This is a genomic window from Nocardia sp. NPDC051981, assembly GCF_040680715.1.
GTDB lineage: Bacteria > Actinomycetota > Actinomycetes > Mycobacteriales > Mycobacteriaceae > Nocardia.
Genome location: NZ_JBFAXK010000026.1, coordinates 17,982 through 42,039, shown reverse-complemented (window position 1 = coordinate 42,039; position 24,058 = coordinate 17,982). Strand labels below are relative to the sequence as shown.

Below are 24,058 nucleotides of genomic sequence, written 5' to 3'. Positions count from 1 at the left end.
GGAATCGACATGACAACACGTCGACACCTCGGCGGCTCACGTATCGACTGGCCGGAGTTGGTCCGGTGATCACCTGTCGGTCATGCGGCGATGTCACCGTGGGCGGATGCGGATGGAGACGGAGGCGCGACCGGCCCGGGCGGTTCGCTGGTTCCACCTGGTGTGCGACCGGCTGATCGCGCGGCTGCCGTTCGGACTGGGGCTGCTGGTAGCGCCGACCTTCGTGGGCTACCTGTTGGTGAGCGGATGCACCTTCGCGGTGGATCTGGTGGTGCTCACCGCCTTGCACGGGGCGCTCGGGCTGGCGCTGCCGATCGCGGTGACCGTGGCCTATTGCGCCGCATTCGGGTTGAGCTACCTGCTCAATCGCACGCTCAACTTCGAGTCGCACGCGGCGGTCGGCCCGCAGGTCGCCGTTTACGTCGTTGTGGTCGCGGTCAATTACCTGGTGTTCATCCTCGGCGTGACCAGCGGCGTGGCCGCGCTCGGCCTCGACTACCGGATTGCCCGCGTCCTGGGCGGTCTCGGTGAGGGTTCGTTCATGTACGCGTCGATGCGGCTGCTCGTCTTCCGGACAGGGAAGCTCGGACGGTAACCGAACCGCCGGGCGGCGTCCGCGAGGGTACGCGACCCGCGGGCGGGAACTTCGGCCATGGAAATCAGGTACTCGGACCCTGAGGGCGGCGGGGCGCTCGGTGCGATCGTCATATTCGACGCGGTCGGCGGTGTGTTTCCGGCCCGGGTTCGAGGAGCTGAGAGCAATGGACATGAACACCATGGATATGCAGTCGCCGATGATGCAGGTGTGCTGCGCGATCATGATGTGGCTGCATCAGCAGGGCCTGATGCCCGGAATGACCATGTGAGCGACCGGCCGGCGACGGTGCGGGGATGGACGAGCATATAGGTATGGCTTACCTTGGCACCGTGAGTGTTGCCGAGGCTGTGCCGAATCTGCTGATCTGCCTGCGGGAGGGCCTGGAGGCGGGGCTCGTGGTGACCATCCTGCTGGCCGCCGTGCGCCGGCTGTCCACACCTCAACGCCCGGTCTCGACCACGCCGGTCTGGCTGGGCGTGCTCGGCGCGATCTCGGTGGCCGGGAGTTTCGCCGCCGTGCTGACGTATTCGACTGCCGCACTGACCAGTTCGGCCCGGGCCGCCGTAGCGGGCGTGCTGAGCGTGCTGGCCGTGGCCCTGGTCACCGCGATGATCTTCTGGATGCGGCGCACCGGGGCCTCGCTGTCGGGACAGCTGCGCGGCGAGGTCGCGCGGGCCGCGGGACTGGGCGCGGGCGTGCTCGCGGTGACGGCGTTCCTGGCCGTCGGGCGCGAGGGCCTGGAGACCACGCTGTTCGTGTGGACGGCCATCAAGGCGGCGGGATCGACAGCCGCTCCGCTGGTCGGCGCGGCCCTCGGGCTGGGTATCGCGATGGCGCTGTGCTGGTTGCTGTTCCGGCGTGCGGTGCGGCTGAACCTCGGTGTCTTCTTCAACCGGACCGCCGTACTGCTCATCATCATCGCCGCGGGCGTGCTCGCCTACGGCCTCGGTGACCTGCAGGAGGCGGGCTGGCTGCCGGGCGCGCGCTGGATCGCGTTCGACCTGACCGCGCACGTCGACCCGAACTCGTGGTGGGTCTCGATCATCACCGGCATCACCAACCTGTCGCCCAAGATGACGGTGCTGCAGGTGGTGGCGTGGATCGCCTACCTGGCCACCGTGATTCCGCTGTTCATCCGGGCGGGCCGCACCCACGCGACCGAGGCCGAGCCGGTGGCGAAGCCGGAAACCGAGCCCGCGCACGCGGATTGGTGGGAGCGGATCGCCGGTCCGCGTCCGGTGCTGGTCGGCGCGACCCTGGTGCTGGTCCCGGTGCTGGCGGCCGGCACCGCCATCGCCCTGCTGCCCGCGGGCGGCTCGAACACCGCGCGCACGGTCACCGTGACGGCGGATGCCTGTGCGCCGGAATGGACCTCGGCGCACACCGGCACCCAGACCATCGCGGTGCACAATACGTCCGGCAAGTCCGGCGAGATCGATCTGATCGACGCGGACGGCGCGGTGGCCGGTGAGATCGAGAACATCGGTCCCGGCACCACCGCCGAGCTGACCGCGACCCTCAATCCGGGCAGCTACACCATCGTCTGCCTGATGTCGGGCCGCCCGTCGCTGTCCTCGCCGCGCGTGCAGGCCACCGGTCCGCAGACCGACGCGCCGCCGGCCTTCAAACCCGCGCGCGCCAGCGAACTGCACGGGCCGAACGAGGCCTACCAGACGTACGCGCGGGGCGTGCTGACCCGTCTGACCGGTGCCGTCGGCACGGTCGGCCGGGATCTGCGGGCGCGCAATATCCCCGCCGCGCAGGCCGATTGGCTGCTCGCGCTGCAGGAGTGGGAGCGGGTCGGCGCGTCGTACAACAGCTTCGGCGAGGCGGGGACCGCGGTCGACGGGCTGCCCGGCGGCCTGCCGGACGGCGTCAACGATCCGGGATTCACCGGCCTGCACCGCCTCGAGTACGGCCTCTGGCACGGCCAGGGCCCGGATCAGCTGCTGCCCGTGGTCGACAAGCTGACCGCGGATATCGCCGCGATCGGGGACAAGCTGACCAGCACCGATATCGCCGGTGACCCGGCCACCCTGCCGGTGCGCGCCCACGAGATCCTGGAAGACGCACTGCGCGACCATCTTTCGGGCCTGGACGATCAGGGTGCGGGCGCGGCCTATCCGGCGACGCTGGCCGATGTCGAGGTCACCCGCACCGTCCTGGATCAACTCGCCGTCCCACTGGACGAGCGTGACCCGCAGCTGCGCCCCGCCCTCGGGTCCAAGCTGGACCGGCTTCGCGCCGCCCTGCTGGCCACCCAGGACAACGGCCGCTGGCGTACGCCCGCACAGACGCCGCAGGCCGCCCGGCAGGCGGTGCTCGCCGCGATCGGCGCCGCCCTGGAAGCGCTGGACCGGGTGCCGCGGCTGCTGGAAACCAAAGCGAACTGACTCTCTACGAAGGACCGAGGCCATCACCATGACTGTCAGCCGCCGCCGCTTCCTCTCCGGCGCCGCCGCGGGCGCCGCCGGAACCGCCCTGACCGCAGGCGTTCTCGTCGAGGGCGCCCGCGTGGACGCCGCCGCCGCGGGCGGGCAGGCCACGATCACACCGGCCTACCCGTTCCACGGCGCGCATCAGGCGGGCATTCTCACCCCGGCTCCTGCCGATCGCCAAAATGCCTCCTGCTTCGCCGCGTTCGACGTGACCGCCGCCAACCGCGCCGAACTCGCCGACCTGATGAAGACGCTCACCGCGCGGGCCCGCGCCCTCACCGCCGGTGGCCCGCCGCCGGATCTGGGTCCGAGCCACCCGCCCGCCGACAGCGCCGTCCTCGGACCCGATATCCCGGCCGACGGCCTGACCGTCACCACCGGTGTCGGTGCGAGCCTGTTCGATCAGCGGTACGGGCTGGCTTCCCAGAAGCCCGCGCACCTGACGCCGATGCGGATCTTCCCCGACGACTCCCCGGAAGCGGCCTGGATGCACGGTGATCTGCTGTTGCAGCTGTGCGCCCACAACCCCGACACCATCCACCACGCCATCCGCGATCTCACCCGCCACACCCGCGGCGGGATCCAATTGCGCTGGAAGATCCAGGGTTACAACTCCCCGCCGCGGCCGTCCGGCACCGGCCGCAATCTGCTCGGCTTCAAGGACGGCACCGCCAACCCGACCGGCTCCGACGCCGCCGCTCTGATCTGGGCCGACAGCCCCGACGAGCCCGCGTGGACCCGGGGCGGCACCTACCAGGTGGTCCGTCTCATCCGGATGCTGGTGGAGTTCTGGGACCGCGTCTCGATCGCGGAGCAGGAGAACATGTTCGGCCGCCGCCGCGAATCCGGCGCACCCCTGGACGGCACCAAGGAATTCGACGTCCCCGACTACGCCGCCGATCCCGACGCCACCGTCACTCCCGCCACCGCCCATATCCGCCTGGCCAATCCCCGCACCCCCGACACCGCCGACCAGCAGCTGCTGCGCCGCTCCTACAACTACGATCTCGGCGTCGACCCGAACGGCAATCTCGCCACCGGCCACATCTTCACCTGCTTCCAGCAGAACATCCAGCGCCAGTTCGAAACCATCCAGACCCGTTTGGCCGGAGAGCCCTTGACCGACTACGTCCAGCCCTTCGGCGGCGGCTACTTCTTCGTCCTGCCGGGCGTCACCGACACCAAGGACTGGTACGCCCGCACGCTGCTGAGCTGATCAGCCACCGTCCGAGCCGGGTCAGACGGTCAGCACGGTGTGGATCCGATTGCCGGGGTCGATGGTTCGGCGCAGCGCGGCCAGGCGCGCGTAGTTCTGTCCGTAGTAGCGGCTGAGGGGATCGCCGGGTTCGAGGTAGTTGGCATAGGCCCCCACCGAGACCGGTGCGAAGAGCTGGTGGGCGGCGGTGACCCAGGCCTGGGCGGTGTCGTGCGGGATCGGTTGGTAGGCACCCCATTCGACGAGGGCGGCGTGGTTGCGCCAGGGGAAGGCGGTGGCGGTGGGTGCGGTATCACCGATCGCGCCGTCGAGGGTGTTGATCTGCACCCAGCCGGTGCCGCCGGCGCGCGAGAAGATCGTCAGGGCTTCGATGATGCGGGCGATGGCGTCGGGGGTGAGCTCGGAGACGACGTCGGAACCATTGATGAAACTCGCCCGCGGTGAGGTGGGGCTGCCGCCCGCCAGATACATGATGGTGTCCATGTGATCGAGGGTCTGCGTGTCGATGGTCGACGGTTGCAGACCGATCGCATCCGTCAGCGCGGCCGCGGCCTGGTCGCCGGACCCGGCCGGGCAGACCAGCTGCATCCAGCAGTCCAGGCTGCCATTGCCGTCGGCGTCGACGCTGACGTCGGCCCACTGGGAGCGGTCCGCGGACTGCAGCCAGGTGGACCAGCCGGCGATCACCTGCGCCGCGCTGTCGCCGGGAAAGGTCAGGCGCACCAGGTCTTTCGACGTCGCGGGACAGGTGTCGAAGATCAGCGAGGTGACCACGCCGAACAGTGCGCCGCCGCCGCGCAGCGCCCAGAGCAGGTCCGGGCGGGAGGTCTCGGAGACCTCGGCGACGGTGCCGTCGGGCAGTACCAGCGTCGCCCCGGCGAGCCGGTCGCAGGTGAGGCCGTAGGCGCGGGATTCGAAGCCGAGGCCGCCGCCGAGGGCGAGGCCGCTGATGCCGACATCCGGGCACATACCGGTCGGGATGGTCAGATCCGACCGGTCGAGCTCGCGGTAGACGTCGTACAGGGTGTGACCCGGCCCCACCACCGCCTGTCCCGCATCGACACTCACGCCGGTGAGCTGCCGGACGTCGATGATCATCGCGCCGGTCGTCGTCGACACCCCCGCATAGGAGTGCCCGCCGGACCGAGCGGCCACGGGCAGGCGGTATTCGGCCGCGAAACTCATGGCCGCGACGACATCGGCGGTCGAGGCGGCCTGCACCACGGCAGTGGGTGTTTCGCTGTCGAACCGGGTGTTGAAGACCTGCTTGGCCATCTCGTAGCCGGTGTCGCCGACCCGGACGACGCGGCCGCGGACGAGTCGCTCCAGCCTGCTCCAATTCGGTTTGGCCGCACCGGGTCCGGAGGCGACCGAGACGGGATCGGCATCGGAGAGGCCGGTGAATCCCCACCCGGCCAAGGCGATTCCCAGCGCACCACACAGAAATGTGCCTCGCGAGAAGCCGGCATCCGTCGCCCGTACGGATCTCACTCTGCGCATGTGCCCTCCAGGCTCGGTGCTAGCCGGAAAACCATGGCGGGCAACGGATGCACGCCTGCCCGGGACGTCGACTATGTGTGGTTTGCCGCAATTGCCTGCGGATGGTGAACAGCCGCCAGGTAATTGTGCCGACCACCCGGGTGGCGAGGCATGAGTTCGACCTAGGCCTAAGACAACTCACAGGCAACCGTGACCGAATTTGCCCGCGTGTCGCTCTAGGTCGTGAAGTTGCGCTCTAGGCAGTGAAGTTGAAGGAGTTGTGGCCTCGGAGGAGTTATGGCCTCAGAGATAGCCCCCGCAGTAGGGCCACGCCCCGGGACCCTCGTGCGCGAGGATCTGTTCCGCGATGCGGATCTGCTCCTCGCGACTGGCGTCGGCGGGATTCCCCCTACCGCCGTACGCATTCCAGGTGCCCTGGCTGAATTGCAGGCCACCGTAGTAGCCGTTGCCGGTGTTCGCCCCCCAATCCCCGCCTGCCTCGCACTGGACGACGGCATCCCAGTCATGCCAGCCGGCGGCGAGTGCGGTTGCGGCCGGCCCACAGGTCAAGGCCGTGATCCCAACCGCGAGAGCAAGAAAGTGAGCAGGTCTTCGAAACGAGTGCTGTCCGATCATGGCGTATCTCCGCCCTGGTAGCCGAACTCGCGGGAAAGACAATCAGCTGATCGTAGCTGAAGATTTGCTAGGATTCTATATTTTAGTATTGACCTGGCGATTAGTTGGTTTGCAGATGGAAGTCGGCCGGGTCGGGCTCGGACAGCATGGACTCCATGGTGGCGCGGTCGAAGGGGAGCAGGTCGATGCTGCCGCCCTCGGTGAAGTACCAGGAGTTACAGCCGGTGTTCCAGACCGTGGGGCCCATGGCCTCGGCGACCTCGGTCTCGAACCGGTCGGTGGCGTCCTCGGTGACCTCGACGGTGTCGAATTCGCCTGCGCTCCAGCGCTGGATCCACCGGGTGATGTAGCGGGCGGTCACCTCGGCGGCGTGGTGCAGCGGAATGGAACCGGTGGGGGAGTGGGGGCCCAGGACGGTGAAGAAGTTGGGGAAGCCGGGGATCGCGGTCATCCGGTAGGCGCGCGGGCCCTTCGCCCAGGCGTCATCGATCGAGATGTCGTCGCGGCCGGTCAGATTCATCGGCCGCATGTAGTCGTGGGCGCGGAAGCCGGTCGCGAGGACGATCAGATCGAGCTCGTGGTGGCGGCCGTCGGCGGTGCGGATACCGGTCGGGGTCACCTCCTCGATGGCCGTGGTGATCAACTCCGCATTGCGGGCGCGCAGCGCGCGATAGTAGGTGCCGGACAGCACCTGCCGCTTGCACAGCGGCTCGTAGTCGGGGGTGAGCTGTTCGCGCAGCTCCGGCTGGAGGATCTGCGCGCGCAGGCTCAGCCGGGCGTACTCCTGGACCGCCCGCCGCCGCCAGCTCGGCCGGGTGACCACGTCGGTGAACAGCCGGGCTCCCATCATGCCTGCCCGGTAGAGCGCGCGATTCACCTGTGGCAGCCGGTTCAGCACCGCGCCGACGATCGCGGGCTGCGGGATCTGCATCGGAGCCCAGATCACCCACTGTGGGCTGCGCACGAAGTGCGTGACGCGCTCGGCCTCCGGCTGCAGCGCCGAAAGCACCTGCACGCCGGTCGAGCCCGTGCCGATGACCGCGATCCGCCGCCCGGCGGTCGCCACGCTGTCGTTCCAGCGCGCGGTGTGCAGCACCTCGCCGGTGAACTCGGACAGACCGGGCAGATCCGGCACCGCCGGATGATGCAGTACTCCGGTGGCCGCGATGACGAAGTCGGCTTCGTAACGGCTCCCGTCGCCGGTCTCGACCAGCCACCCGGATCCGGTGAACGTCGCCGCCACCACCTCGGAATTCAGCCGCAGATGCGGCCGCAGCCCGTACTGCTCGGCCACATCGGCGAGATACCGCTGGATCTCCGGGCCGGGCGCGAAGATGTGCGACCAGTCCGGCTTCGGTGCGAATCCGAACTGGTACAGCTGGGAGGGCACGTCACAGGTCAGTCCGGGGTAGTGGTTCCAATGCCACACCCCGCCGACATCGGACCCCTTCTCCAGGATCACGAAGTCGTCGAACCCATTGCGCTGCAAGGTGATCGCACTCGCGATGCCGGACACTCCGGCCCCGATGATCACGATGCGAGGCTGCCGCGCCGCACCCATCCCAACCTCCTTGTTGGATACCCATGGAACTCAAATACTGACGGTATTTGGAACTGGTGGGTATGTCAATCGGCCGGCGATGGGTCACGGCTCAGCGCGGAACCGGTGCGGTTGCGTGTCCTGGTCGGGTTCTTCTGGTTCGAGGGCAGGCCCGGTCCGGTCGCAGTTCGGAACCGGAACCCGCCCCAGAACAGGTCAGTTGGTCTTGTGGGGCGCGGACGAGCCGGTGCTCATCAGGTTCTTCAGTGCCGCGAGGATGGTGTCCAGCGAGACGTTGCCCAGGGAACCCATTGTTTTCTCCTTCGATCCGGAATTGCTTCGAGTGCTTGTGCGCTCGTCGAAAACGTTATGGCACAAGGAGTTCGAAGAGAAGTCACTATTCCGGATCCATTGACAATCTCGAATTGTTGTTCCTCACGGCAGGATTCGGCCGAATTCCACGGCGGCAAGGGGTCGAGTCGCCCGCAACACCGCGATTATCCGTTCGAGGTCCGCCACCCGCCTGCGGAGATTCTTGTTCTCCTTGGCCATGGCGGTGAAAAGGCTCTCCTCGGCCGCGCCGGTTGCGTTCTCGGCGCGGCCTTCCATGAGCTCCGCGTGGCGAATCCACAATCGCAGTGCCTCGTGATGGACACCGAGATCCGCTGCCATTCTTCGAAAAGTCGGTTTGGGATCCGATTCTCGGTAGAGTCGGATCGCGTGCGCCCGCAGCGCGTCCGGATACTTCTTCGGTGGTGCCACGGGCGACCCCATTTCTCTTCGATCCCGAGAAACGCTAGTTCGCAAGGGAACTACGGAGAAATCACTTTTTTCGGATGATTGACCAGCCCGGATTGTCAATCAGAGATGCGGCGGCACCGTGCAATCCGTGAAGTCGGGTTCCTGCAGCTGGGCGACCAGGTCGGGATGGGTGTCGCGGATGCTGCGGGCGACCTCGACGAAGGAGCGGACCAGTGCCGATTCCTGCGCGCCGCGCCAGCCGACGGCCACCTCGTTGGGCGGGACGTCGGCGATGGGGAGCAGGCGCACCCCCGGGAAAGGAATCCATCGGGCGCAGGCCACCGTGAGGACGATGCCGACGCCCGTCGCGACCTTGTGCAGCTCCTCGAGGAGTGAATTCGAGCGTGACACCACCGTCGCGGCGGCCCCGTCGCGGTGGGCGCTCAACTCCCAGAACGCATTCCACACCGGATCGGTGGTAGCGGCGCCGAGCAGCGGCTCATCGAGTAGCTCGTGCGCGAAGACCTCGGTGCGCTTGGCCAGCCGATGGTTCGTCGGCAGCATCACCATCAGGGGTTCGGCGAACAACGTCTCGAATTGGACGCCGTCGTCGACGAACGGGCGGCGGGCGAAGGCCACGTCCACCGATCCGGTGGCCAGACCGGCCGATGGATCCTCGTAGGTGAAATGGCGCAACTCGACGGTGATGCCCGGATGGCGCTGGCGGAAGGTGGAGAGGATCGGCTCGGTCAGGGTCAGTGCCGCGCCCTCCAGCGCGCCCAGGACCAGCCGGTCCTGCTCGCCGCGATGCACCGAGCGGGCGCGCTCGACCGCGGCGTCCAGGCCGGTCAGCGCACCGCGGATATCCTGCAGGAACACCACGCCGGCGGCGGTCAGTTCGACATTGCGGGTGGTCCGGGAGAACAACACCACGTCCATCGCCTGCTCGAGCTGCTTGATCTGAGTGCTCAACCCCTGTTGCGAGACATGCAATCGCTGCGCCGCACGAGTGAAACTCAGCTCCTCCGCAACTGCGATGAAGTATTGCAACTGACGGGTGTGAACTTCCATGTCGCGCAGTCTAGGTGGACGAACGTTCCGGACAGAACTTTTTCCCGAAAAGCGGACCGATTGACAAATGAGGCTTGTGAACAGTCCACGAACGATGATTTCTCTTCGCCTGTCCGGTGCCCTAGCGTTTCCAGAGCGTTCGTCGTGACCGGGACACAGGAAGTAGTTCCTTCCCATGCCGCTCCGATAACGCGATAAACGTGCGAGCCAGCTTCCCTCCAGGCTCGCACCGCCTCACTGGTGCTGAGGCAATGTCGGCGCCGCTGGCAACCGTAGCGAGGAGCCGGGGACAGCCAGCGGTGCCGACTTCTTTCGCGATCGAAATCGTCCCCGGCGACAGGAATCGATGACGAATTGGAACGCCCTGGTGGGCTCGCTGTACGCGACGCAATACGGGGCCGCGGAGCGCTTCGGCGAGCCGGGGCTGTCCATGCCGCCCAATCCGCCCGCCTCCGAGGCCACGATCGCTGCGGCCGAGCGACGGCTGGGCGTGTGCTTCGATGCCGAATTCCGTGAGTTCCTGTTGGTTTGCGACGGATGGTCACGGTTCGGGACGATCCAGCTTTTCGGCGTCGGTGATCTCGCCGCGGGTGAGAAATGGCGTCGGGATTCGGCGTGTGCCGCGGCGTATTTCGGCACCGACGCTTCGGGCGCACTCGTCGTGCCCGACGGGTATCGCCGTGTGCTCGTCGGGAAAACCATGTTCTCACCGCGATTCATCGTGATGATGTTCCCGATCCGGCCGGGGTATGGCGCGAGTCCGTGTTGGGATTGCGCGGCCGGAATCGACCTCCGCTACCCCGACTTCGGTGTCTGGGCGGAGCATGAAGCGGCCGCGATCTCCTACGCGTTGAACGAGGAGATCGCGGACCGCCGATGTCTGCGCTGACCGACGCCGGCACCGGCGATCCGGCGTAAGCCGTTGCGCCGCCGGTGTTCCCGGCGATGGCCGGAGTGTACTACTTGCTGGAGCCGAAGCCGCCGAGCAACGATGTCAGGCTGCTACTGCCGGAGTCGCCGCCGGTGCCGCCGCCGGGTGTCCCGCCGACGGTGATCGACGGGCCCTTGGTGGAGTCGGCGTCCCAGACGCCTACTCCTGCCTGGGAGTACGCTATCCCGGTGGTCAGGCTGGTACCGGGGGTACACGCGCCGACCTTGTACTGCGCACTGAAGACGGGCGCAGTCTGGCCGGAACCGGCCTTGACGACCACCTTCAAGCCGTCGGCCACGAAGTCTGCCGCGATGTAATTGGGATTGAGCTCGAGCCAGGGCTCGATCTGGTGGGCGCCGGCAGCGTCGGTCAGCTTCGCCGAACCGGATACGTAGGTGAGGCACGAGGGGTGGAAATCCTTGAGCCAATTGAACGTTACGTCCGGGGTTTGGGTGCGATAGATCGCCGTCGTGACGGTGATGGTGTCACCCACGGCGGGCGTGGCGTTGCTGATCGTGCGGACGAATTGGGTCTGGCCGTCGTTCCAGGTCAGCGTGGCGGGATCGGCACTGGCGGTGCCGACCCCGAACAGGGTCAACGCCCCTACCCCGATTATGGCGGCGGCACCCGCGGCAGTATGTTTCACAGCTCGTTGTCCCATTGCGATTTCCCTTATGTCATCTCGAATTACACTCGACTGTGAGCCATTTCGCTCACGCGGGAAATGTTAGAATTTGTTGGGATACAAGAGAAATCACAATTCTCGGATTGTCTACAAACAATTCTTGTAGCTACGCCGCGAGCATCAGGCCAGGAGCTTGGCGCGTAGCGCGTCGATGGTGGCCTGATCCAGGCCGAGTCCATCGCGCACGTACTTGTCGATGCTGCCGTAGAGCCGGTCGACTTCGTTGAAAGCCGCTTCCAGCCAGGACAATTGGACTGCCTTCGGGTCTCCGAGCTCTGCATTGCTGGCCAGGTAATCGGCATTGACCACATCGCGCGGTACGCCGAGCAGGGTGAGCAGCACCGCGGTGGCCCAGCCGGTCCGGTCCTTGCCGGAGGTGCAGTGGTAAACGGTTGCGCCGCTGGTATTTCCGGCGATCGAGCGGAGCAGGGTGCCGAAGGCGACGTCCGAGCCGTGGAAGTTGACCATGAACGGATAGTCGATCGACTGGACCATGTCCGAGGACCCGTTGATCAGCCCGTCGATGACCGCGCGTCCGAGGGTGATCGGCGGGAGCTCGTGGAAGGAGATGCCGCTGTCGAAGCTGATCACGTCGGCGACCTTGTACTGTGCGCCCGTCGGCACCCGATCGGGCGCGCTGCTGCGCTCGGAGCCGCTGCGCAGGTCGACGTCCAGCGTCACGGTGGCGGCGCTCAGCTTGGTCAAGTCGGCGTCGGTGAGCCCGGCGAGGCGGTTGGATCGGAAGGCGACACCCGTACGAACTGTGTGCCCGTCGGTGGTGCGGTAGCCGCCGATATCGCGGAAGTTGGTGGCGCCGTCGAGTTTGATGGCGGTGGAGGCCGGGGCGGGCAGGGTCGACACCGGATCGTTCGCCCCGGAGGAGCCGGAATCGGAGGAGCCGGATGAACCGAAACCTCCTGAGCCGGAAGCGGATCCGGAGGCGACATCGGCGGGCGCCGCGGTGGCCGGTGACGCGCCCAGTACCGCGCCGAGCGCGATCATTCCGGTGAGCGCCACTGCTGCGGTGTCGGCTCGGAGGGTTCTGCGTGAAGACATGGGGGACCTGCTTACTGTGGGGGGAAAGAACTCGAGTCCGTCAGGACTGCTTGATGGAATAGGCGCCGACGGTGTTCCCGATCAGCTGCCAGCCGCCCCCCACCTGGGTGAGGGTGAGGTCGGAAACATTGGTGGACTGCACATTCGGGCGCGCGGCTCCCGGATACCAGGCCTCGAGACGTCCGGTGCCGGATCCGGCGAACCCGCTCGCGGTGACCGATGCCAGGCTGCCCGGCATGGCGCGCGGGTAGGCACGGGACAGTGGCCGGGTATATCCGGCCGGCTGACCGAGGGGAGTGTTCGACGGGCAGGCGTAGCGGTTGAGATTGCCGGTCGGCTTGTTGGTGTTGCCGTCGCGAATCACATGCGGGTCGCCGCAGGCCCCCTTCCAGGCCCACCACGCACCGCCGATGCGGTTGGCGTTCAACTGGTCCACGAACCGATCCACCTTGGGCGAGTCGGTGTCCGCATCGCCGAACCAGCCCCACTCACCGCTCCACACCGGCACCTTGTACCGCGCCGCGGTATCGAGCGCGAGCTTGAAGCCCAGCTCGATCGACGGGAAGGCGTTGACGACATTGATGGACTCGCTGTACAGATGCGGCGAGAACACCGCCAGTGGATCAGTGATGTAGTGTGCGGGCGGAGTGGCATCGATGCCGATGGCCGACCAGATCGCGCTGGGCTCGAAGATCGCCAGGTGCGGCAGGCTACCGTGCTCGGCCTGCCGGATCGCCGCGATCACCCGCTGGTAGTACTTGCCGAGCTGGTCCGCCGCCGAGAACGGGTCCCGCAGACCGGGATTGGGCTCGTTGATCAGGTCGTAGCCGGCGATGGCGGGCTCGTCCTTGAACTCCGCGGCCAGCTTCGCCCAGGTGCCGACCAGATGGCCCTGAATGCCCTGGGTGTCGTCGTAGAAGTTCTGGAATGCACGCGCCACTGCGGGCGCGGATTCGCGGACGCCGCCGAAGTTGCAGGTGGTCCAGCCGTCGGTGAGCGTCGCCCAGGCGGGCGCGCCGTCCCAGCCGATGCCGGGCTTCATGAAAATTGGGCAACCCTGTCCCTTGGGCGTGCCCACGGCCTTGCCCCAGGCATCCTGATGCATGTCCAGCACCGTGTAGATGCCGTTCGCCTTGGCGTCGTCGACGGCGGTATGGATGCGGGCCAGATAGGACTGGTCGAACGCCCCGGGCGCGGGTTCGAGTGCTGACCACGCCAGATTCAGCCGCACCACATTGAAGCCGAGTGCCGCCATCTGCGCGAAATCGGTGCGATCCAGCGGCTGCACGGTCGGCAGTGCAGGATCGTTCTGCGCGTAGTCGTTGAGCTGGTTGACATTCGCGCCGCGCAGCAGCACCGTGCGTCCGGTGACATCGGTGATGGCTCCATGGGAGACGGTGAGCCTAGGCAGGGTCCAGCCGCCCGATTCCGCCGCCGCAGCCTCCGGCGCGTCCTGCGCCACGATCCCGGCGAACAAGAGCGCCGCCGCGGCAGCGGGGGCCAGAACTCGGCCTCGCAGTAGCATGTCGAACCTTTCAATGGAGCGAAATCGCGAAGATTTCTCCTGGCGCTCCGTGCCGAGCCGCTGGAGCAGGGGCCGGTTGCGTGCACCAAAAACCTAGTGGCCCACCGGGGTCGGGTGGAAACAGTAGTTCACAGCCGATTGACAAGGCTGCGTTGTCAATGAACCGCAAAATCAGATTTAAGTTCTCTTCCGTTATGCCCTAACGTTTCTCGGCGTGAGCGAAGGCTCGAATTCCATACCGGCTCACTAGTTATCAGTTCCGCGTTCCGCGGGAACTGCTGGAAGGAATCATGCGTAAGACCCCGAAATTGGCTGCCGGAATTGCGGCGGCCGCATTGGTGATGTCGGGGGCGGGTATCGCGCTCGGCACCGCCACTGCCGTGGCGGACACAACCTCGGCCTGCGTTCAGACGAAGCACGTGGACTACAACCCGGGCATCGAGAGCTTCTGGATCACCCACACCTACGACAAATCGATCGACGTCACCACCGCCGCTCCCGGCACCCTGGTCACCTACAAGCTCGTGGTCGGAACCACGAGCATCGGCAATCCGTATGTCAATCGGATCACCGACTTTCCGCCGCCGGGGTTCGACAAGCCGGTCAAGACCGTGGTCACCGCGTATCACGCCGGGACGGGTGAGCAGGCCGTCGAAGTGACGTCGGAGCCGGACGCCGGCGGCTGGAAGGTGACCAGCACCGGTTGGTTCGTGAACTCCGGCTATCCCGTCACCGCCGAGTTCACCTACAAGGTGCCGAGCTCCGTCACCGACGGACAGCAGGTCCTCAGCGGCGGCATGAGTGCCGGCGGCACCGTCGGTTCCGGTTCCGACCAGCCGAGCATGGGTGTGTGCTTCACCGGTCGCGGCGCGAATCCCGGTGAGGCGCTGCTGGGCAGTCTCGACCAGGGTGGCCTCGGTTCCTCGCAGAACCAGCTCAGCTCCACCGGCTCGGTGACCGACACCATCGCCAATGTGATCAAGCGCCTGATGGGCAGCTGACCGGCCGGTCCGATACTCCTGGGCCGCGGCGTCTGCGCGGCCGCCGCGGCCCAGGACCTTTCTCACCACCGTTGCGAGGAGTCTGTCGTGTCGCCCAGGCGGACCATTGCGTCGCTCATCTCGTCGTGCGTCGTCGCCGCAGCCCTGCTGTATGTCGCACCGAGTGCACTGCAGGCTTCGCATGCCGAACCCGTTGCCTCCCATCTGGATCACATCGATCGCGCGGGCCAGCGGCAGGAGATGTTCTATGTGTATTCGGCCGCGATGCAGCGAACAATCCCGTTGCAGGTGCTCACGGCATCCGATGCGAGCACGCCGCACCCGACGCTGTATCTGCTGAACGGCGCCAGCGGTGGCACCGATATCACCAACTGGTACAGCCGGACCGATATCGTGTCGTTCTTCTGGAACAAGAACGTGAATGTGGTGACTCCGGTCGGCGGCGAATTCTCCTATTACACCGATTGGCAGCGCGACGATCCGAAGCTGGGACGCAATCGCTGGGAGACGTTCCTGACCCGGGAACTGCCGCCGATCATCGACGCGACCCTGCATACCTCCGGCGTCAATGCGATTGCAGGCGTGTCCATGTCGGCCACCTCGGCGCTGGACCTCGCCGCCGCCGCACCCACGCTGTATTCCGCGGTCGCGGCGTACAGCGGCTGCGCCTCCACCTCGGACGCCGCCGGCCGTGCCTACATCCGGCTGGTGCTGGCCCGTGGTGACGCGGACCCCAAGAACATGTGGGGCCCCGACGATGATCCGGCCTGGCGCGCCCATGACGCGATCCTCAACGCGGACGCCCTGCGCGGCAAGGCGATCTACCTCTCCAGCGGCACCGGTCTGCCCGGACCGGCCGAGGCCCTGGGTGCGCAGGCCACCCCCGACCAGGTCGTCACCAAGGCGAATCAGATGGTGCTGGGCGGCATGATCGAGGCCGCTACCAACTCGTGCACCCACCAGCTGGCCGATCGCTTGAGCGCACTGAACATTCCGGCGCAGGTCGATTTCCGGACTGTCGGTACTCACACCTGGGCCTACTGGCAGGACGATCTGCACAACTCCTGGCCCCTGCTCGCCGCCGCGCTCGGCACGGAGTAGCTCGGGGCCGGGCCCACGAACGCGAGCTGCTCGACCGGCTCGCCGCCTCCCAATGACGAGCTGCTCGACCGGCTCGCCGCCTCCCAATGACGTGGGGCTACCGCGAAATCGGCACCGTCCGGGACCGCCTCGAGCTCCGGACCGGCGGTGCCGACCACACAGGCCTGAGCGCGACCCACCGCCGGAGAGCGACCCAGAAGCAGGAGAACATGGACACGACAATCGCCCGCAGCGTACGCCGGCCCAGGTGGATGACCCGATCGGTGGCTGCGGTCGCGGTAGCGGTGGGGTGCGCGCTGGCCGTATCGGTCCCGCCCGCCACGGCTGTGGCCGATACCGTCTCACCATTGCATGTCGAGGGTTCCCACTTCGTCGATCAGTACGGACGGGTCGTGCTGCTGCACGGCGTCAACAGCGTCGGCAAGGAACCGCCCTACTTCGCGCCGGGATCCGTTCTTACGGCCCAGGATGCGGAGCTGCTGTCCCGGCACGGATTCAACACTGTGCGGCTCGGCGTCAACTTCGACGGGCTCATGCCCACTCGGGGCGTGGTCGACACCGCGTATCTGGATCGGGTCGCCGGCGTCGTGGACACCTTGGCGCAGTATGGGATCCATACCGTGCTCGACAATCATCAGGACGGACTGTCGAGGATCTGGGGCGGCAACGGGTTTCCCGAATGGGCCATCCACGCCCGGCCCGGCCCTGGCGAAAACAATCCCGGCTTCCCGCTCTTCTATCTGATGCCCAGTATGAACTCCGCCTGGGATGAGCTGTGGAACAACAGCTTCGGTGCGTTGGACTATCTGGGGCAGGCGCTGGGCGCGCTCGCGGACAAGATGAAGAGCCATCCGGGTGCGCTCGGGATCGAGCTGCTCAACGAGCCGTGGCCCGGCTCGGCGTTTCTGTCCTGCTATCCCAACGGCTGCTCGGGCTTCGATACGAAATATCAAGCGGCCATGCAGAAGCTGACCGACGCGGTGCGGGTCCGCAACGGCGACATCATGGTGCTCTGGGAGCCCAATGTCACCTGGAACGAGACCATGCCTACCAACCTGGGCAAGAATCCGCCGATCAGCGCACCCGGGATCGTCTTCGCGCCGCACGACTACTGCATTCCCAGCCAGATGGCCGTCTACAACGGATTGCCGACCTTCCTGCGCGGCCTGTGCCCGCTGCAGCAGGGCAAGACCTGGGGCAATATCGACGCCTTCCAGCATCGGACCGGAATCCCCGCGCTGGTCACCGAATTCGGTGACGGCGACGCGACGGTGCTCAGCAATACGCTGATCAACGCCGATGACCGGTTCCTGGGTTGGCAGTATTGGGCCTACCGGGGCGACGAACCGTTCCGCGGCGATATCGGCACGCAGCTGGTGCGCACCTATCCGCAGGCCACTGCGGGCGCACCCGGCCGGATGATCTTCGACTCGGGCAACGGCGACTTCGCCTACCGCTACACCCCCCATGCCACGACGAAGCCGACCGAGATCTACGTCTCCGACCTGCACTACCCGGACGGCTATCAAGTGCGCGTCGACGGCGGCACGGTTACCTCACCCGCCGGTGCCCGCGTGGTGAGCGTGCAGGCGAACGGCTCGGCGCCGGTCACGGTATACATCAACCGCCCCGGATCGAAGGGCGCGACCGTGCCCGACGGCCCGGTCGGAACGGGTTCCGCGTCCGGCTCGGCGTCCGGTTCTGCCAGCGGATCCGGATCGGGCTCATCCTCCGGATCGGGCTCTTGAACCGGTGGTTGTCCTGAGAGAGGGCCGGAACCGTAAGGTTCCGGGCCTCTTTGAGGGATTGAGGTGTTGGAGTTCCTGGCAACGTGATTGACAGCCGGGGTTTGTGAATCCTTCTCGAATTCGGATTTCTCTTCGCGACGGCGGTGTTCTAGCGTTTTCGGCGTAGTCGGTTACTTGATATAGACAGAATGTGGAGTCTCTGTTCACTATTCGTGTTCCGGTCTCTATTCGGACTGCGGTTCTCTCGCGGCCTTGCTTCGGTTGGCCGACGCATCACATTGTCAGAGGAGTACATTCATGAAACCCAGCCTCGTGCGCATATCGGTCGTCACGTCCCTGGCGCTGCTGCCGCTCGGTCTCGCGGCGAGTCCGGCCCAGGCGGATCCGCAGGTCCCGCCGACCGTGAACTTCCAGTGCCAGGCCACGCCGCCCGTCGGTGGGGCGCAGACCTTCTCGATGGCTCTCGGGGTTACGGGCACGGCGCCGGGTACCGCGAAAGTCGGTGACCCGGTGGCGATCACGCTGACCCCGGCGGCCATGCAGGTTCCGGCTACAGTCTCCGGGCACGCGCTGCGCAGCATCAAGGGAATCAAGCTGATGATGCCGGTACCGGCGAACTCGACCTACGTGTCCGCGTCGGTGTCGGGCGGCACGGTCCAGGCGACGGCCGGCCAGTCGGCGGGCAAGATCACCATCGACGCTCCCGAAGCGACGGCTTCGGGCGCGAGCTTCACCTTGCCCGCGCTGACCGTGAATGTCACCGCCACCTCCGCCGGAACGATCACCAGCGCCATCGGTGGCACCGGCTTCAGCGATCCCGGCCTCACCTTTACCGCTTCCGTGGACTCCGGCACCTTCCTCGGTGCGGTGGACGTGCCGGTGCAGTGCTACCCGAGCCCCGCCTCGACCCTCACCACGACCACGGTCTCGGCGGGCAGCCCCGGTGGCAATCCGGGCGGAACGCCGGGCGGTGACAGTGGTTCCGGCAGCAGCGGCTCCGCGAGCAGCGGTTCCGGGTCGCTGTTCTCCCCACTGCTGCAGGCTCTGACCGGTTCCGCCGGTTCGTAGATCGAAACCCGGCACGGCGAGCGGAGAGGCCCGGAACCATCAGGTTCCGGGCCTTGTGCCGTCGCCCCGGTGCCCGGACCCAAAAGCGGTGCCGAGTCGTTGTCGTACGACTCGGCACCGCTTCTATGTCAATGTGCCCGGGTCAGGGGCAGGGGCGAATTACGCCTTGGTGCCGGCGGAGCCGCTGAAGAGCTTCTTGGTCAACTCTGAGATGAGAGCGTCCAGCAGGAAATTGGCGACCGAACCCATTTGTTCTTCTCCTTCAGGTGTTTTCGAATGAGCCTGCGCTCACGCCGAAAACGTTATGGCAGATGGGAAAAGAACTGAAATCAATTGTCGGGGATGATCGACAAGGAACAATTGTAGATCGTAAGTGGTATCGCGCAGCGCGGTTCGCCGAGCGCGAAGAGGTCAGGACGGTAGCGCGGCGGCCGCGCGAGCGTGTTGCCGGTCGCGGCAGCGCGGCGCTTGAAGCCGCGCGATCAGGCCGGGATTCGCATCGCGGACCCGGCGCGCGACATCGACGAAGGAACGCACGAGGGCATTTTCGTGTCCGGCGCGCCAGCTCACCGCGACCTCGCTCGGGGCGGCGTCGAGCACGGGTACGAGGCGCACGCCGGGGAACTTGATCCACGCTGCGCAGGGCACGGTCATCGCGATGGCCGCTCCGGTGGCAACCTGGTGTAGTTCCTCGAGCAGGGTCTTCGTGCGGCAGGCCACCGGCGCCGGGCGTCCGCCGCGGTGGGAGTCCAACTGCCAGAAGGCATTCCACACCGGGTCGGCGGCGGCCGAGGAGAGGATCGGCTCGTTCAGCAGTTCCTCCGCCGCGACCTCGGCGCGGTCGGCCAGGCGATGATTCGCCGGCAGCATCACGATCAGCGGCTGCCGGAACAGCGGCTCGAATCGCAATCCGGTGTACTCGAACGGTCGCCGCACGATGGCCACATCCACCTGTCCACTCGCCAGGCCCGCCGACGGCGTCTCGTAGGTGAAGTGGGTCAACTCGAGAGTGACCTCGGGGTGGCGCTCCCGGAACGCGGTCAGAATCGGCTCGGTCAGGGTCAGCGCCGCCCCCTCGAGGCAGCCCAGCACCAGCCGATCGTGTTCACCGCGATGCGCGGCGCGGGCCTCTTCGAGCCCGAAAGCCAAGCTGGACAATGCCTCTCGGACGTGTCGCAGGAACACATTCCCGGCCGCCGTCAGCTCCACCTGCCGGGTGGTGCGCGCGAACAGCGTGACGTCCATATCGTGCTCGAGCTGCTTGATCTGCATGCTCAGACCCTGCTGCGAGACGTGGAGCCGCTGGGCGGCACGGGTGAAACTCAACTCCTCCGCTACCGCGATGAAGTAGTGCAACTGCCGAGAATGAACTTCCACGCAGCGCAGTCTAGGCTGGTCAGATGTCCTAAATGGGTCATTCCGCCAACTCGGCTCTGAATGTTCAGCAATTTTGCAGCAGTCAAAGAGGTCGGAGCCGAGATTCGTTTCTCGCTCACCACTCGTCGTATCCGCACAACCCCATCCCGGATAGCCGATGTCCCGCTGAATGAGACCCGTTGGACTGTTTTCTGATTGGTTTCCGCTGGTTCATCCGGTCCGCGTAGATCTGTCTGCGATCAATTGCGTGTCGCGCGTTGTCGCAGATCAGGGCACGGGTGGCAGGCACGAACAGGAGTCTGAGAGTTGTCTGTTTCGTGGCGTCGTAGCGCCGTCGTTGTCGCGCTGAGTGCTGGGCTGCTGGCAAGCCCATTGCTCGGGAACGTGGTGGATGCCCAGCTGTCGGCGCTGCCGGCGGCGACCGCCAAGCCGAAATCCGATCAGGCGGCGGATGTGCCCCGGCTCGCCAGCGTCGACAATTTCCGCGATGTCGCGGGCACCGGCGCCGGTTACGACGCGCAGGGCAGCCACCACGTCAACAAGGGGGTGTTCTACCGCTCGAACGCGCTGACCCCCAACGATTCCGACCTGGCCACGCTGAACGGGCTGCACCTGAGCAGCGTCTTCGACCTGCGCAGCAGCAGCGAGATCGCCGCCAAGCAGGACCGTGTTCCGACCGGTGCGACGTATGTGAACATCCCGATTCTCGGTGGCGATCTGTCCAGCGCCGTGGCGAAGCTGAAGTCGCCCGATGACGCCGCCAACTTCATGCGGGACATCAACCGGCTCTTCGTCACCGGCGCGGACGAGCGTGCGGGATTCGCGAATCTGCTGACCCAGCTCGCCGGTCAGGACGGTCCCGCGGTCTTCCACTGCACCGCGGGCAAGGACCGTACCGGCTGGGCCGCCTACCTGCTGCTGAGCATCGCCGGCGTCGACTCCGACACCATCATGAACGACTACCTGCTCACCAACCAGTACTCGGCCGCCTCCATCGCCGCCACCCTCGCCCAGATCAAGGCTGCCAAGGGCGACGCGGCCGCCGCCCTCTACCAGCCGCTGCTCGGCGTGGACCGCAGCTACCTGCAGGCCGGAATCGACCAGCTCACCGCGACTTACGGTTCGGTCGACAAGTATCTGAAGGACGGTCTGGGCCTGAAGGGTCAGACCATCGAACAGTTGAAGCACAAGCTGATCCAGTAGCCGCCCGGCGGTGGGCTGTCAGGAGTTGCCGGCGTCCAGGGGATGGAGCCGGCCCCGGGAACGGACGATCGGCAGCTGGTGCTGCATCTGCCAGTTCTCCATGGTCAGCGAGTACAGCCCGCCTCGAACCCGCAGGCGCGATTGCATATCCAGTGGCAACGTGTACGTCACGGCCCCGGCTTCCCACATGGTCCGGAAGTCGGGGAAGCGCTCCAGCCGTTCGTGATATTCCTGCGCCCACGAGGTGTGGCCGTAGCGTCCCATGAATCCTCGATGGGTGGCGACTCCGATCCCCACCTGATCATCCCAGTTGATCATGATTTCCCGAGCCTCGTCGGTGAACGACCACTCGAGCATGTACATCCCCGGCCGATGCGTCGGGAAGGTATCGTAGTAGGCCTGATTCGCCGTGATCAGCCGGCGCTGCGGCGCGTAGAAGGACACGAGATCGGCTGCCGCCTCGGTCATTTCGGTGGCCATGATCGGTGTCACCGCGGTCTCGAACACCTCGAGCTCCGGGATCTCCAGGGCCGGGCCGATTCCGGTGATGGACGGATAGGGCGAGGCATAGCCGGCCAGATCGCAGATATAGCGCCACTCGTCGTCGCTGGCCTGATAGGTCGTCGCCAGCACCCGCAGGATCCCGACGTCGACCTGTCCGACCTCGTCACGCTCGACCTTGGTCAGGTAGCTGGCGGTGATATGCGCTTCGGCCGCAGCCTTTTCCCGGCTGAACTTCCGCGCCGCGGGAAGCTCGCCGGTCTCGTGCCTGTGCACCTCTTCGCGCTTGCGCAGAAACGTAAGATGCTGCCCCAACGACTGTTTCGTGGGCTCGTTCACCACTCTCGGCGGATCCTCTCTGGGTACTACATGCAACGCGATTGTATATACGGGCCGGGGATGTTCGGTTCGGGTCGCGCCGGACCCGCCCTGATACATTCCGAAACATGGGGTACGAGATCGGCTCTCCGGCAGACAATTTGGCGACCGAGGTCATCGAACTGACCGATAACTTCTTCGATGACCCGCACACGGTGTACGACCAGTTGCGGGGCAGGGGAGCGGTGCATCGGGTCCGCCTGCCGGATTCCGGACTCGGATGGCTGGTCACCGATTACGAGGTCGCCAAGGCCGCGTTCACCGATCCCGCCATCAGCAAGGTCCTCAAGTCCCCCGGCGCCAAGGCCACGGTCGCGGCGGAGGGTGGCGACCGGCATCTCGGCGGCAGCATGTTCGCGGACATGATGGTCTTCTACGACCCGCCGGAGCACACCCGACTGCGCGGGCTGGTCAACCGGGCCTTCAGCGGACGGGCCATGGCCGAGCTGTCGCCGCGGATCAGCGAACTCGCCGACGAGTTGCTCGCCGACTTGGCTTCCGACCGTGGCGAAGTCGTGGATCTGCTGGAACGTTTCGCCGTCCCGCTCGGCATGTCGGTGATCTGCGAACTACTCGGTGTCCCCAGCACGGACCGCGACGCCTTCCAACGCTGGTCCACCTCGCTGTTGTCCAGCGAGGAAAGCAACGAGGCCCGCGCCACCGCGGTCATGGATTTCGTCCGCTACATCGACCAGTTGATCCGCACCAAGGACGCGACCCCCGGCCGGGACCTGCTCTCCGAACTCATCGCCGCCCGCCAGGACGACGACCGCCTCAGCCACCGCGAACTGATCAGCATGGTCTTCCTGCTCCTGGTGGCCGGCTTCGAAACCACGGTCAACCTCATCGGCAACGGCGTCGCAATCTTCCTGGCCGACAAGAACCTTCACCAGGCCCTCCTCGCCGACCCGGACCGCATCCCCGCCTTCATTGAGGAGGTCCTCCGCTTCGAAGCCCCCGCCACCGAAGCAACCTTCCGCTACACCACCGCCCCCACCACCCTTGGCGGCATCGAAATCCCCCAGGACCAACTCATCCTCATCTCCATGGCCGCCGCCGACCGCGACCCCACCCAATTCCCCGACCCCCACCGCTTCGACCCCGACCGTTCCCCCAACCACATAGCCTTCGGCCACGGCATCCACCGCTGCGTCGGCGCCCCCCTCGCCCGGACCGAAAGCGCCATCGCCCTCACCCGCCTCCTATCCACCTACCCCAACCTCGAACTCGCCCCCGACACCGGCCTCCATTGGCGCAAAAGCCTCATCGTCCGAGGCCTCACCGCCCTCCCGGTCCGGTTGCCGCTGAACTGCTGACCCTCGGCCTGTACGGCAGTGGGTCGAATAGGCTGCCCACAAGCGGTGTGCTGGAACGGGTCTCGGGAGTAGTTGGGGGCCGGAGTTCCCCTCCGAGCCCGGCCCCCAACGTCAGGCCGCGGTCAATCCGCGGTGATCATCGAGGCCCCCGGCCTGCGGAGCCAGCCTGTATGCGCCGGGTAGATGATTCCTGGCAGACCCACGACAATCGGGTTGCTGCAGGCACCTCGCCGTTGCGTGATCGGCTGCGCCGACGGCTCGGTCTGTACAGCACAGAGCAGAGCGGGCACGGACGGCCGGCGATGCACGGTGGAGATTTCGACGAATTCGACCCGGCTTACCCGATGAGCGATGACCGGCGAATCACGGCGGCATGGCAATGTCAGCCCTGAACCGTGTGGTGCGCTGGCGCGGTCTTGGGTGCTCATTCGTCATCTCACCTACTGGTC

Annotated in this window: 20 protein-coding genes; 10 read left to right on the top strand and 10 right to left on the bottom strand. The window is 66.4% G+C overall.

The window, feature by feature from the left end:
* Positions 1 to 106: 106 nt before the first annotated feature.
* The 3 genes from AB0L60_RS33495 to efeB all read left to right on the top strand — a co-directional run bounded on the left by AB0L60_RS33495 (position 107) and on the right by efeB (position 4,252).
* Positions 107 to 595, top strand: a complete 489-nt coding sequence (locus AB0L60_RS33495; protein WP_364622424.1) for a GtrA family protein — start codon at positions 107 to 109, stop codon at positions 593 to 595.
* A gap of 332 nt (positions 596 to 927) precedes the next feature.
* Complete coding sequence (gene efeU / locus AB0L60_RS33490) at positions 928 to 2,991, top strand: iron uptake transporter permease EfeU (RefSeq protein WP_364622420.1); 2,064 nt, start codon at positions 928 to 930, stop codon at positions 2,989 to 2,991.
* A gap of 28 nt (positions 2,992 to 3,019) precedes the next feature.
* Positions 3,020 to 4,252, top strand: coding sequence for an iron uptake transporter deferrochelatase/peroxidase subunit (gene efeB / locus AB0L60_RS33485; protein WP_364622417.1), 1,233 nt, complete (start codon positions 3,020 to 3,022; stop codon positions 4,250 to 4,252).
* 21 nt (positions 4,253 to 4,273) lie between these two features.
* Here the strand turns inward: efeB and AB0L60_RS33480 are convergent, their stop codons facing one another.
* The 5 genes from AB0L60_RS33480 to AB0L60_RS33460 all read right to left on the bottom strand — a co-directional run bounded on the left by AB0L60_RS33480 (position 4,274) and on the right by AB0L60_RS33460 (position 9,719).
* On the bottom strand, positions 4,274 to 5,671 hold the full coding sequence (locus AB0L60_RS33480; RefSeq protein ID WP_364622413.1) for an FAD-binding oxidoreductase: 1,398 nt from the start codon (positions 5,669 to 5,671) through the stop codon (positions 4,274 to 4,276).
* Positions 5,672 to 6,034: 363 nt separating this feature from the next.
* Complete coding sequence (locus AB0L60_RS33475; protein ID WP_364622410.1) at positions 6,035 to 6,301, bottom strand: transglycosylase family protein; 267 nt, start codon at positions 6,299 to 6,301, stop codon at positions 6,035 to 6,037.
* A 166-nt stretch (positions 6,302 to 6,467) separates the two neighbouring features.
* Entirely contained in the window at positions 6,468 to 7,928 is a 1,461-nt protein-coding gene (locus AB0L60_RS33470) for an NAD(P)/FAD-dependent oxidoreductase (protein ID WP_364622407.1), read from the bottom strand.
* A gap of 414 nt (positions 7,929 to 8,342) precedes the next feature.
* A complete protein-coding gene (locus AB0L60_RS33465; RefSeq protein WP_364622404.1) occupies positions 8,343 to 8,681 on the bottom strand; it encodes a transposase in 339 nt (112 codons plus the stop codon).
* Between the two features lie 87 nt (positions 8,682 to 8,768).
* Entirely contained in the window at positions 8,769 to 9,719 is a 951-nt protein-coding gene (locus tag AB0L60_RS33460; RefSeq protein ID WP_364622401.1) for a LysR substrate-binding domain-containing protein, read from the bottom strand.
* A 346-nt stretch (positions 9,720 to 10,065) separates the two neighbouring features.
* On the opposite strand from AB0L60_RS33460, the gene AB0L60_RS33455 reads away from it, so the two are divergent.
* Positions 10,066 to 10,608, top strand: coding sequence for an SMI1/KNR4 family protein (locus tag AB0L60_RS33455; RefSeq protein WP_364622398.1), 543 nt, complete (start codon positions 10,066 to 10,068; stop codon positions 10,606 to 10,608).
* Positions 10,609 to 10,678: 70 nt separating this feature from the next.
* Here the strand turns inward: AB0L60_RS33455 and AB0L60_RS33450 are convergent, their stop codons facing one another.
* The 3 genes from AB0L60_RS33450 to AB0L60_RS33440 form a co-directional block, all read right to left on the bottom strand.
* On the bottom strand, positions 10,679 to 11,296 hold the full coding sequence (locus tag AB0L60_RS33450; RefSeq protein ID WP_364622395.1) for a hypothetical protein: 618 nt from the start codon (positions 11,294 to 11,296) through the stop codon (positions 10,679 to 10,681).
* 159 nt (positions 11,297 to 11,455) lie between these two features.
* Positions 11,456 to 12,391, bottom strand: a complete 936-nt coding sequence (locus AB0L60_RS33445) for a tyrosine-protein phosphatase (protein ID WP_364622391.1) — start codon at positions 12,389 to 12,391, stop codon at positions 11,456 to 11,458.
* A 40-nt stretch (positions 12,392 to 12,431) separates the two neighbouring features.
* Complete coding sequence (locus AB0L60_RS33440; RefSeq protein ID WP_364622388.1) at positions 12,432 to 13,916, bottom strand: cellulase family glycosylhydrolase; 1,485 nt, start codon at positions 13,914 to 13,916, stop codon at positions 12,432 to 12,434.
* Positions 13,917 to 14,206: 290 nt separating this feature from the next.
* Between AB0L60_RS33440 and AB0L60_RS33435 the strand changes: the two genes are divergently transcribed.
* From AB0L60_RS33435 to AB0L60_RS33420, 4 genes are all read left to right on the top strand, one after another.
* On the top strand, positions 14,207 to 14,917 hold the full coding sequence (locus tag AB0L60_RS33435) for a hypothetical protein (protein ID WP_364622385.1): 711 nt from the start codon (positions 14,207 to 14,209) through the stop codon (positions 14,915 to 14,917).
* Positions 14,918 to 15,061: 144 nt separating this feature from the next.
* Positions 15,062 to 16,018 (top strand): alpha/beta hydrolase family protein, encoded by a 957-nt coding sequence (locus AB0L60_RS33430; RefSeq protein WP_364622617.1) that lies wholly within the window; start codon positions 15,062 to 15,064, stop codon positions 16,016 to 16,018.
* A 209-nt stretch (positions 16,019 to 16,227) separates the two neighbouring features.
* Positions 16,228 to 17,766, top strand: a complete 1,539-nt coding sequence (locus AB0L60_RS33425) for a cellulase family glycosylhydrolase (protein ID WP_364622382.1) — start codon at positions 16,228 to 16,230, stop codon at positions 17,764 to 17,766.
* A 297-nt stretch (positions 17,767 to 18,063) separates the two neighbouring features.
* Positions 18,064 to 18,834: a hypothetical protein gene (locus AB0L60_RS33420; protein WP_364622379.1), complete on the top strand. Its 771-nt coding sequence runs from the start codon at positions 18,064 to 18,066 to the stop codon at positions 18,832 to 18,834.
* A gap of 411 nt (positions 18,835 to 19,245) precedes the next feature.
* On the opposite strand, the gene AB0L60_RS33415 is transcribed toward AB0L60_RS33420, so the two are convergent.
* Positions 19,246 to 20,211, bottom strand: coding sequence for a LysR substrate-binding domain-containing protein (locus tag AB0L60_RS33415; RefSeq protein WP_364622376.1), 966 nt, complete (start codon positions 20,209 to 20,211; stop codon positions 19,246 to 19,248).
* A gap of 306 nt (positions 20,212 to 20,517) precedes the next feature.
* On the opposite strand from AB0L60_RS33415, the gene AB0L60_RS33410 reads away from it, so the two are divergent.
* Entirely contained in the window at positions 20,518 to 21,414 is an 897-nt protein-coding gene (locus tag AB0L60_RS33410) for a tyrosine-protein phosphatase (protein ID WP_364622373.1), read from the top strand.
* 18 nt (positions 21,415 to 21,432) lie between these two features.
* Here the strand turns inward: AB0L60_RS33410 and AB0L60_RS33405 are convergent, their stop codons facing one another.
* Positions 21,433 to 22,254 carry a helix-turn-helix domain-containing protein gene (locus AB0L60_RS33405; protein WP_364622370.1) on the bottom strand — a complete coding sequence of 274 codons (822 nt, stop codon included), beginning with the start codon at positions 22,252 to 22,254 and terminating at the stop codon, positions 21,433 to 21,435.
* 107 nt (positions 22,255 to 22,361) lie between these two features.
* Here AB0L60_RS33405 and AB0L60_RS33400 point away from each other — a divergent pair, with 107 nt between their 5' ends.
* The gene (locus AB0L60_RS33400) at positions 22,362 to 23,609 is read left to right on the top strand and encodes a cytochrome P450 (protein ID WP_364622367.1); all 1,248 of its coding nucleotides are present in this window, start codon (positions 22,362 to 22,364) and stop codon (positions 23,607 to 23,609) included.
* Positions 23,610 to 24,058 lie beyond the last annotated feature (449 nt).

What these genes read in the sequence shown, in the direction of transcription:
- AB0L60_RS33495 (WP_364622424.1), top strand. Translation starts at nt 107, where the DNA reads ATGCGGATGGAGACGGAGGCGCGACCGGCCCGGGCGGTTCGCTGGTTC.
- efeB (WP_364622417.1), top strand. Translation starts at nt 3,020, where the DNA reads ATGACTGTCAGCCGCCGCCGCTTCCTCTCCGGCGCCGCCGCGGGCGCC.
- AB0L60_RS33470 (WP_364622407.1), bottom strand. Translation starts at nt 7,928, where the DNA reads ATGGGTGCGGCGCGGCAGCCTCGCATCGTGATCATCGGGGCCGGAGTG.
- AB0L60_RS33465 (WP_364622404.1), bottom strand. Translation starts at nt 8,681, where the DNA reads ATGGGGTCGCCCGTGGCACCACCGAAGAAGTATCCGGACGCGCTGCGG.
- AB0L60_RS33460 (WP_364622401.1), bottom strand. Translation starts at nt 9,719, where the DNA reads ATGGAAGTTCACACCCGTCAGTTGCAATACTTCATCGCAGTTGCGGAG.
- AB0L60_RS33455 (WP_364622398.1), top strand. Translation starts at nt 10,066, where the DNA reads ATGACGAATTGGAACGCCCTGGTGGGCTCGCTGTACGCGACGCAATAC.
- AB0L60_RS33445 (WP_364622391.1), bottom strand. Translation starts at nt 12,391, where the DNA reads ATGTCTTCACGCAGAACCCTCCGAGCCGACACCGCAGCAGTGGCGCTC.
- AB0L60_RS33440 (WP_364622388.1), bottom strand. Translation starts at nt 13,916, where the DNA reads ATGCTACTGCGAGGCCGAGTTCTGGCCCCCGCTGCCGCGGCGGCGCTC.
- AB0L60_RS33435 (WP_364622385.1), top strand. Translation starts at nt 14,207, where the DNA reads ATGCGTAAGACCCCGAAATTGGCTGCCGGAATTGCGGCGGCCGCATTG.
- AB0L60_RS33425 (WP_364622382.1), top strand. Translation starts at nt 16,228, where the DNA reads ATGGACACGACAATCGCCCGCAGCGTACGCCGGCCCAGGTGGATGACC.
- AB0L60_RS33420 (WP_364622379.1), top strand. Translation starts at nt 18,064, where the DNA reads ATGAAACCCAGCCTCGTGCGCATATCGGTCGTCACGTCCCTGGCGCTG.
- AB0L60_RS33400 (WP_364622367.1), top strand. Translation starts at nt 22,362, where the DNA reads ATGGGGTACGAGATCGGCTCTCCGGCAGACAATTTGGCGACCGAGGTC.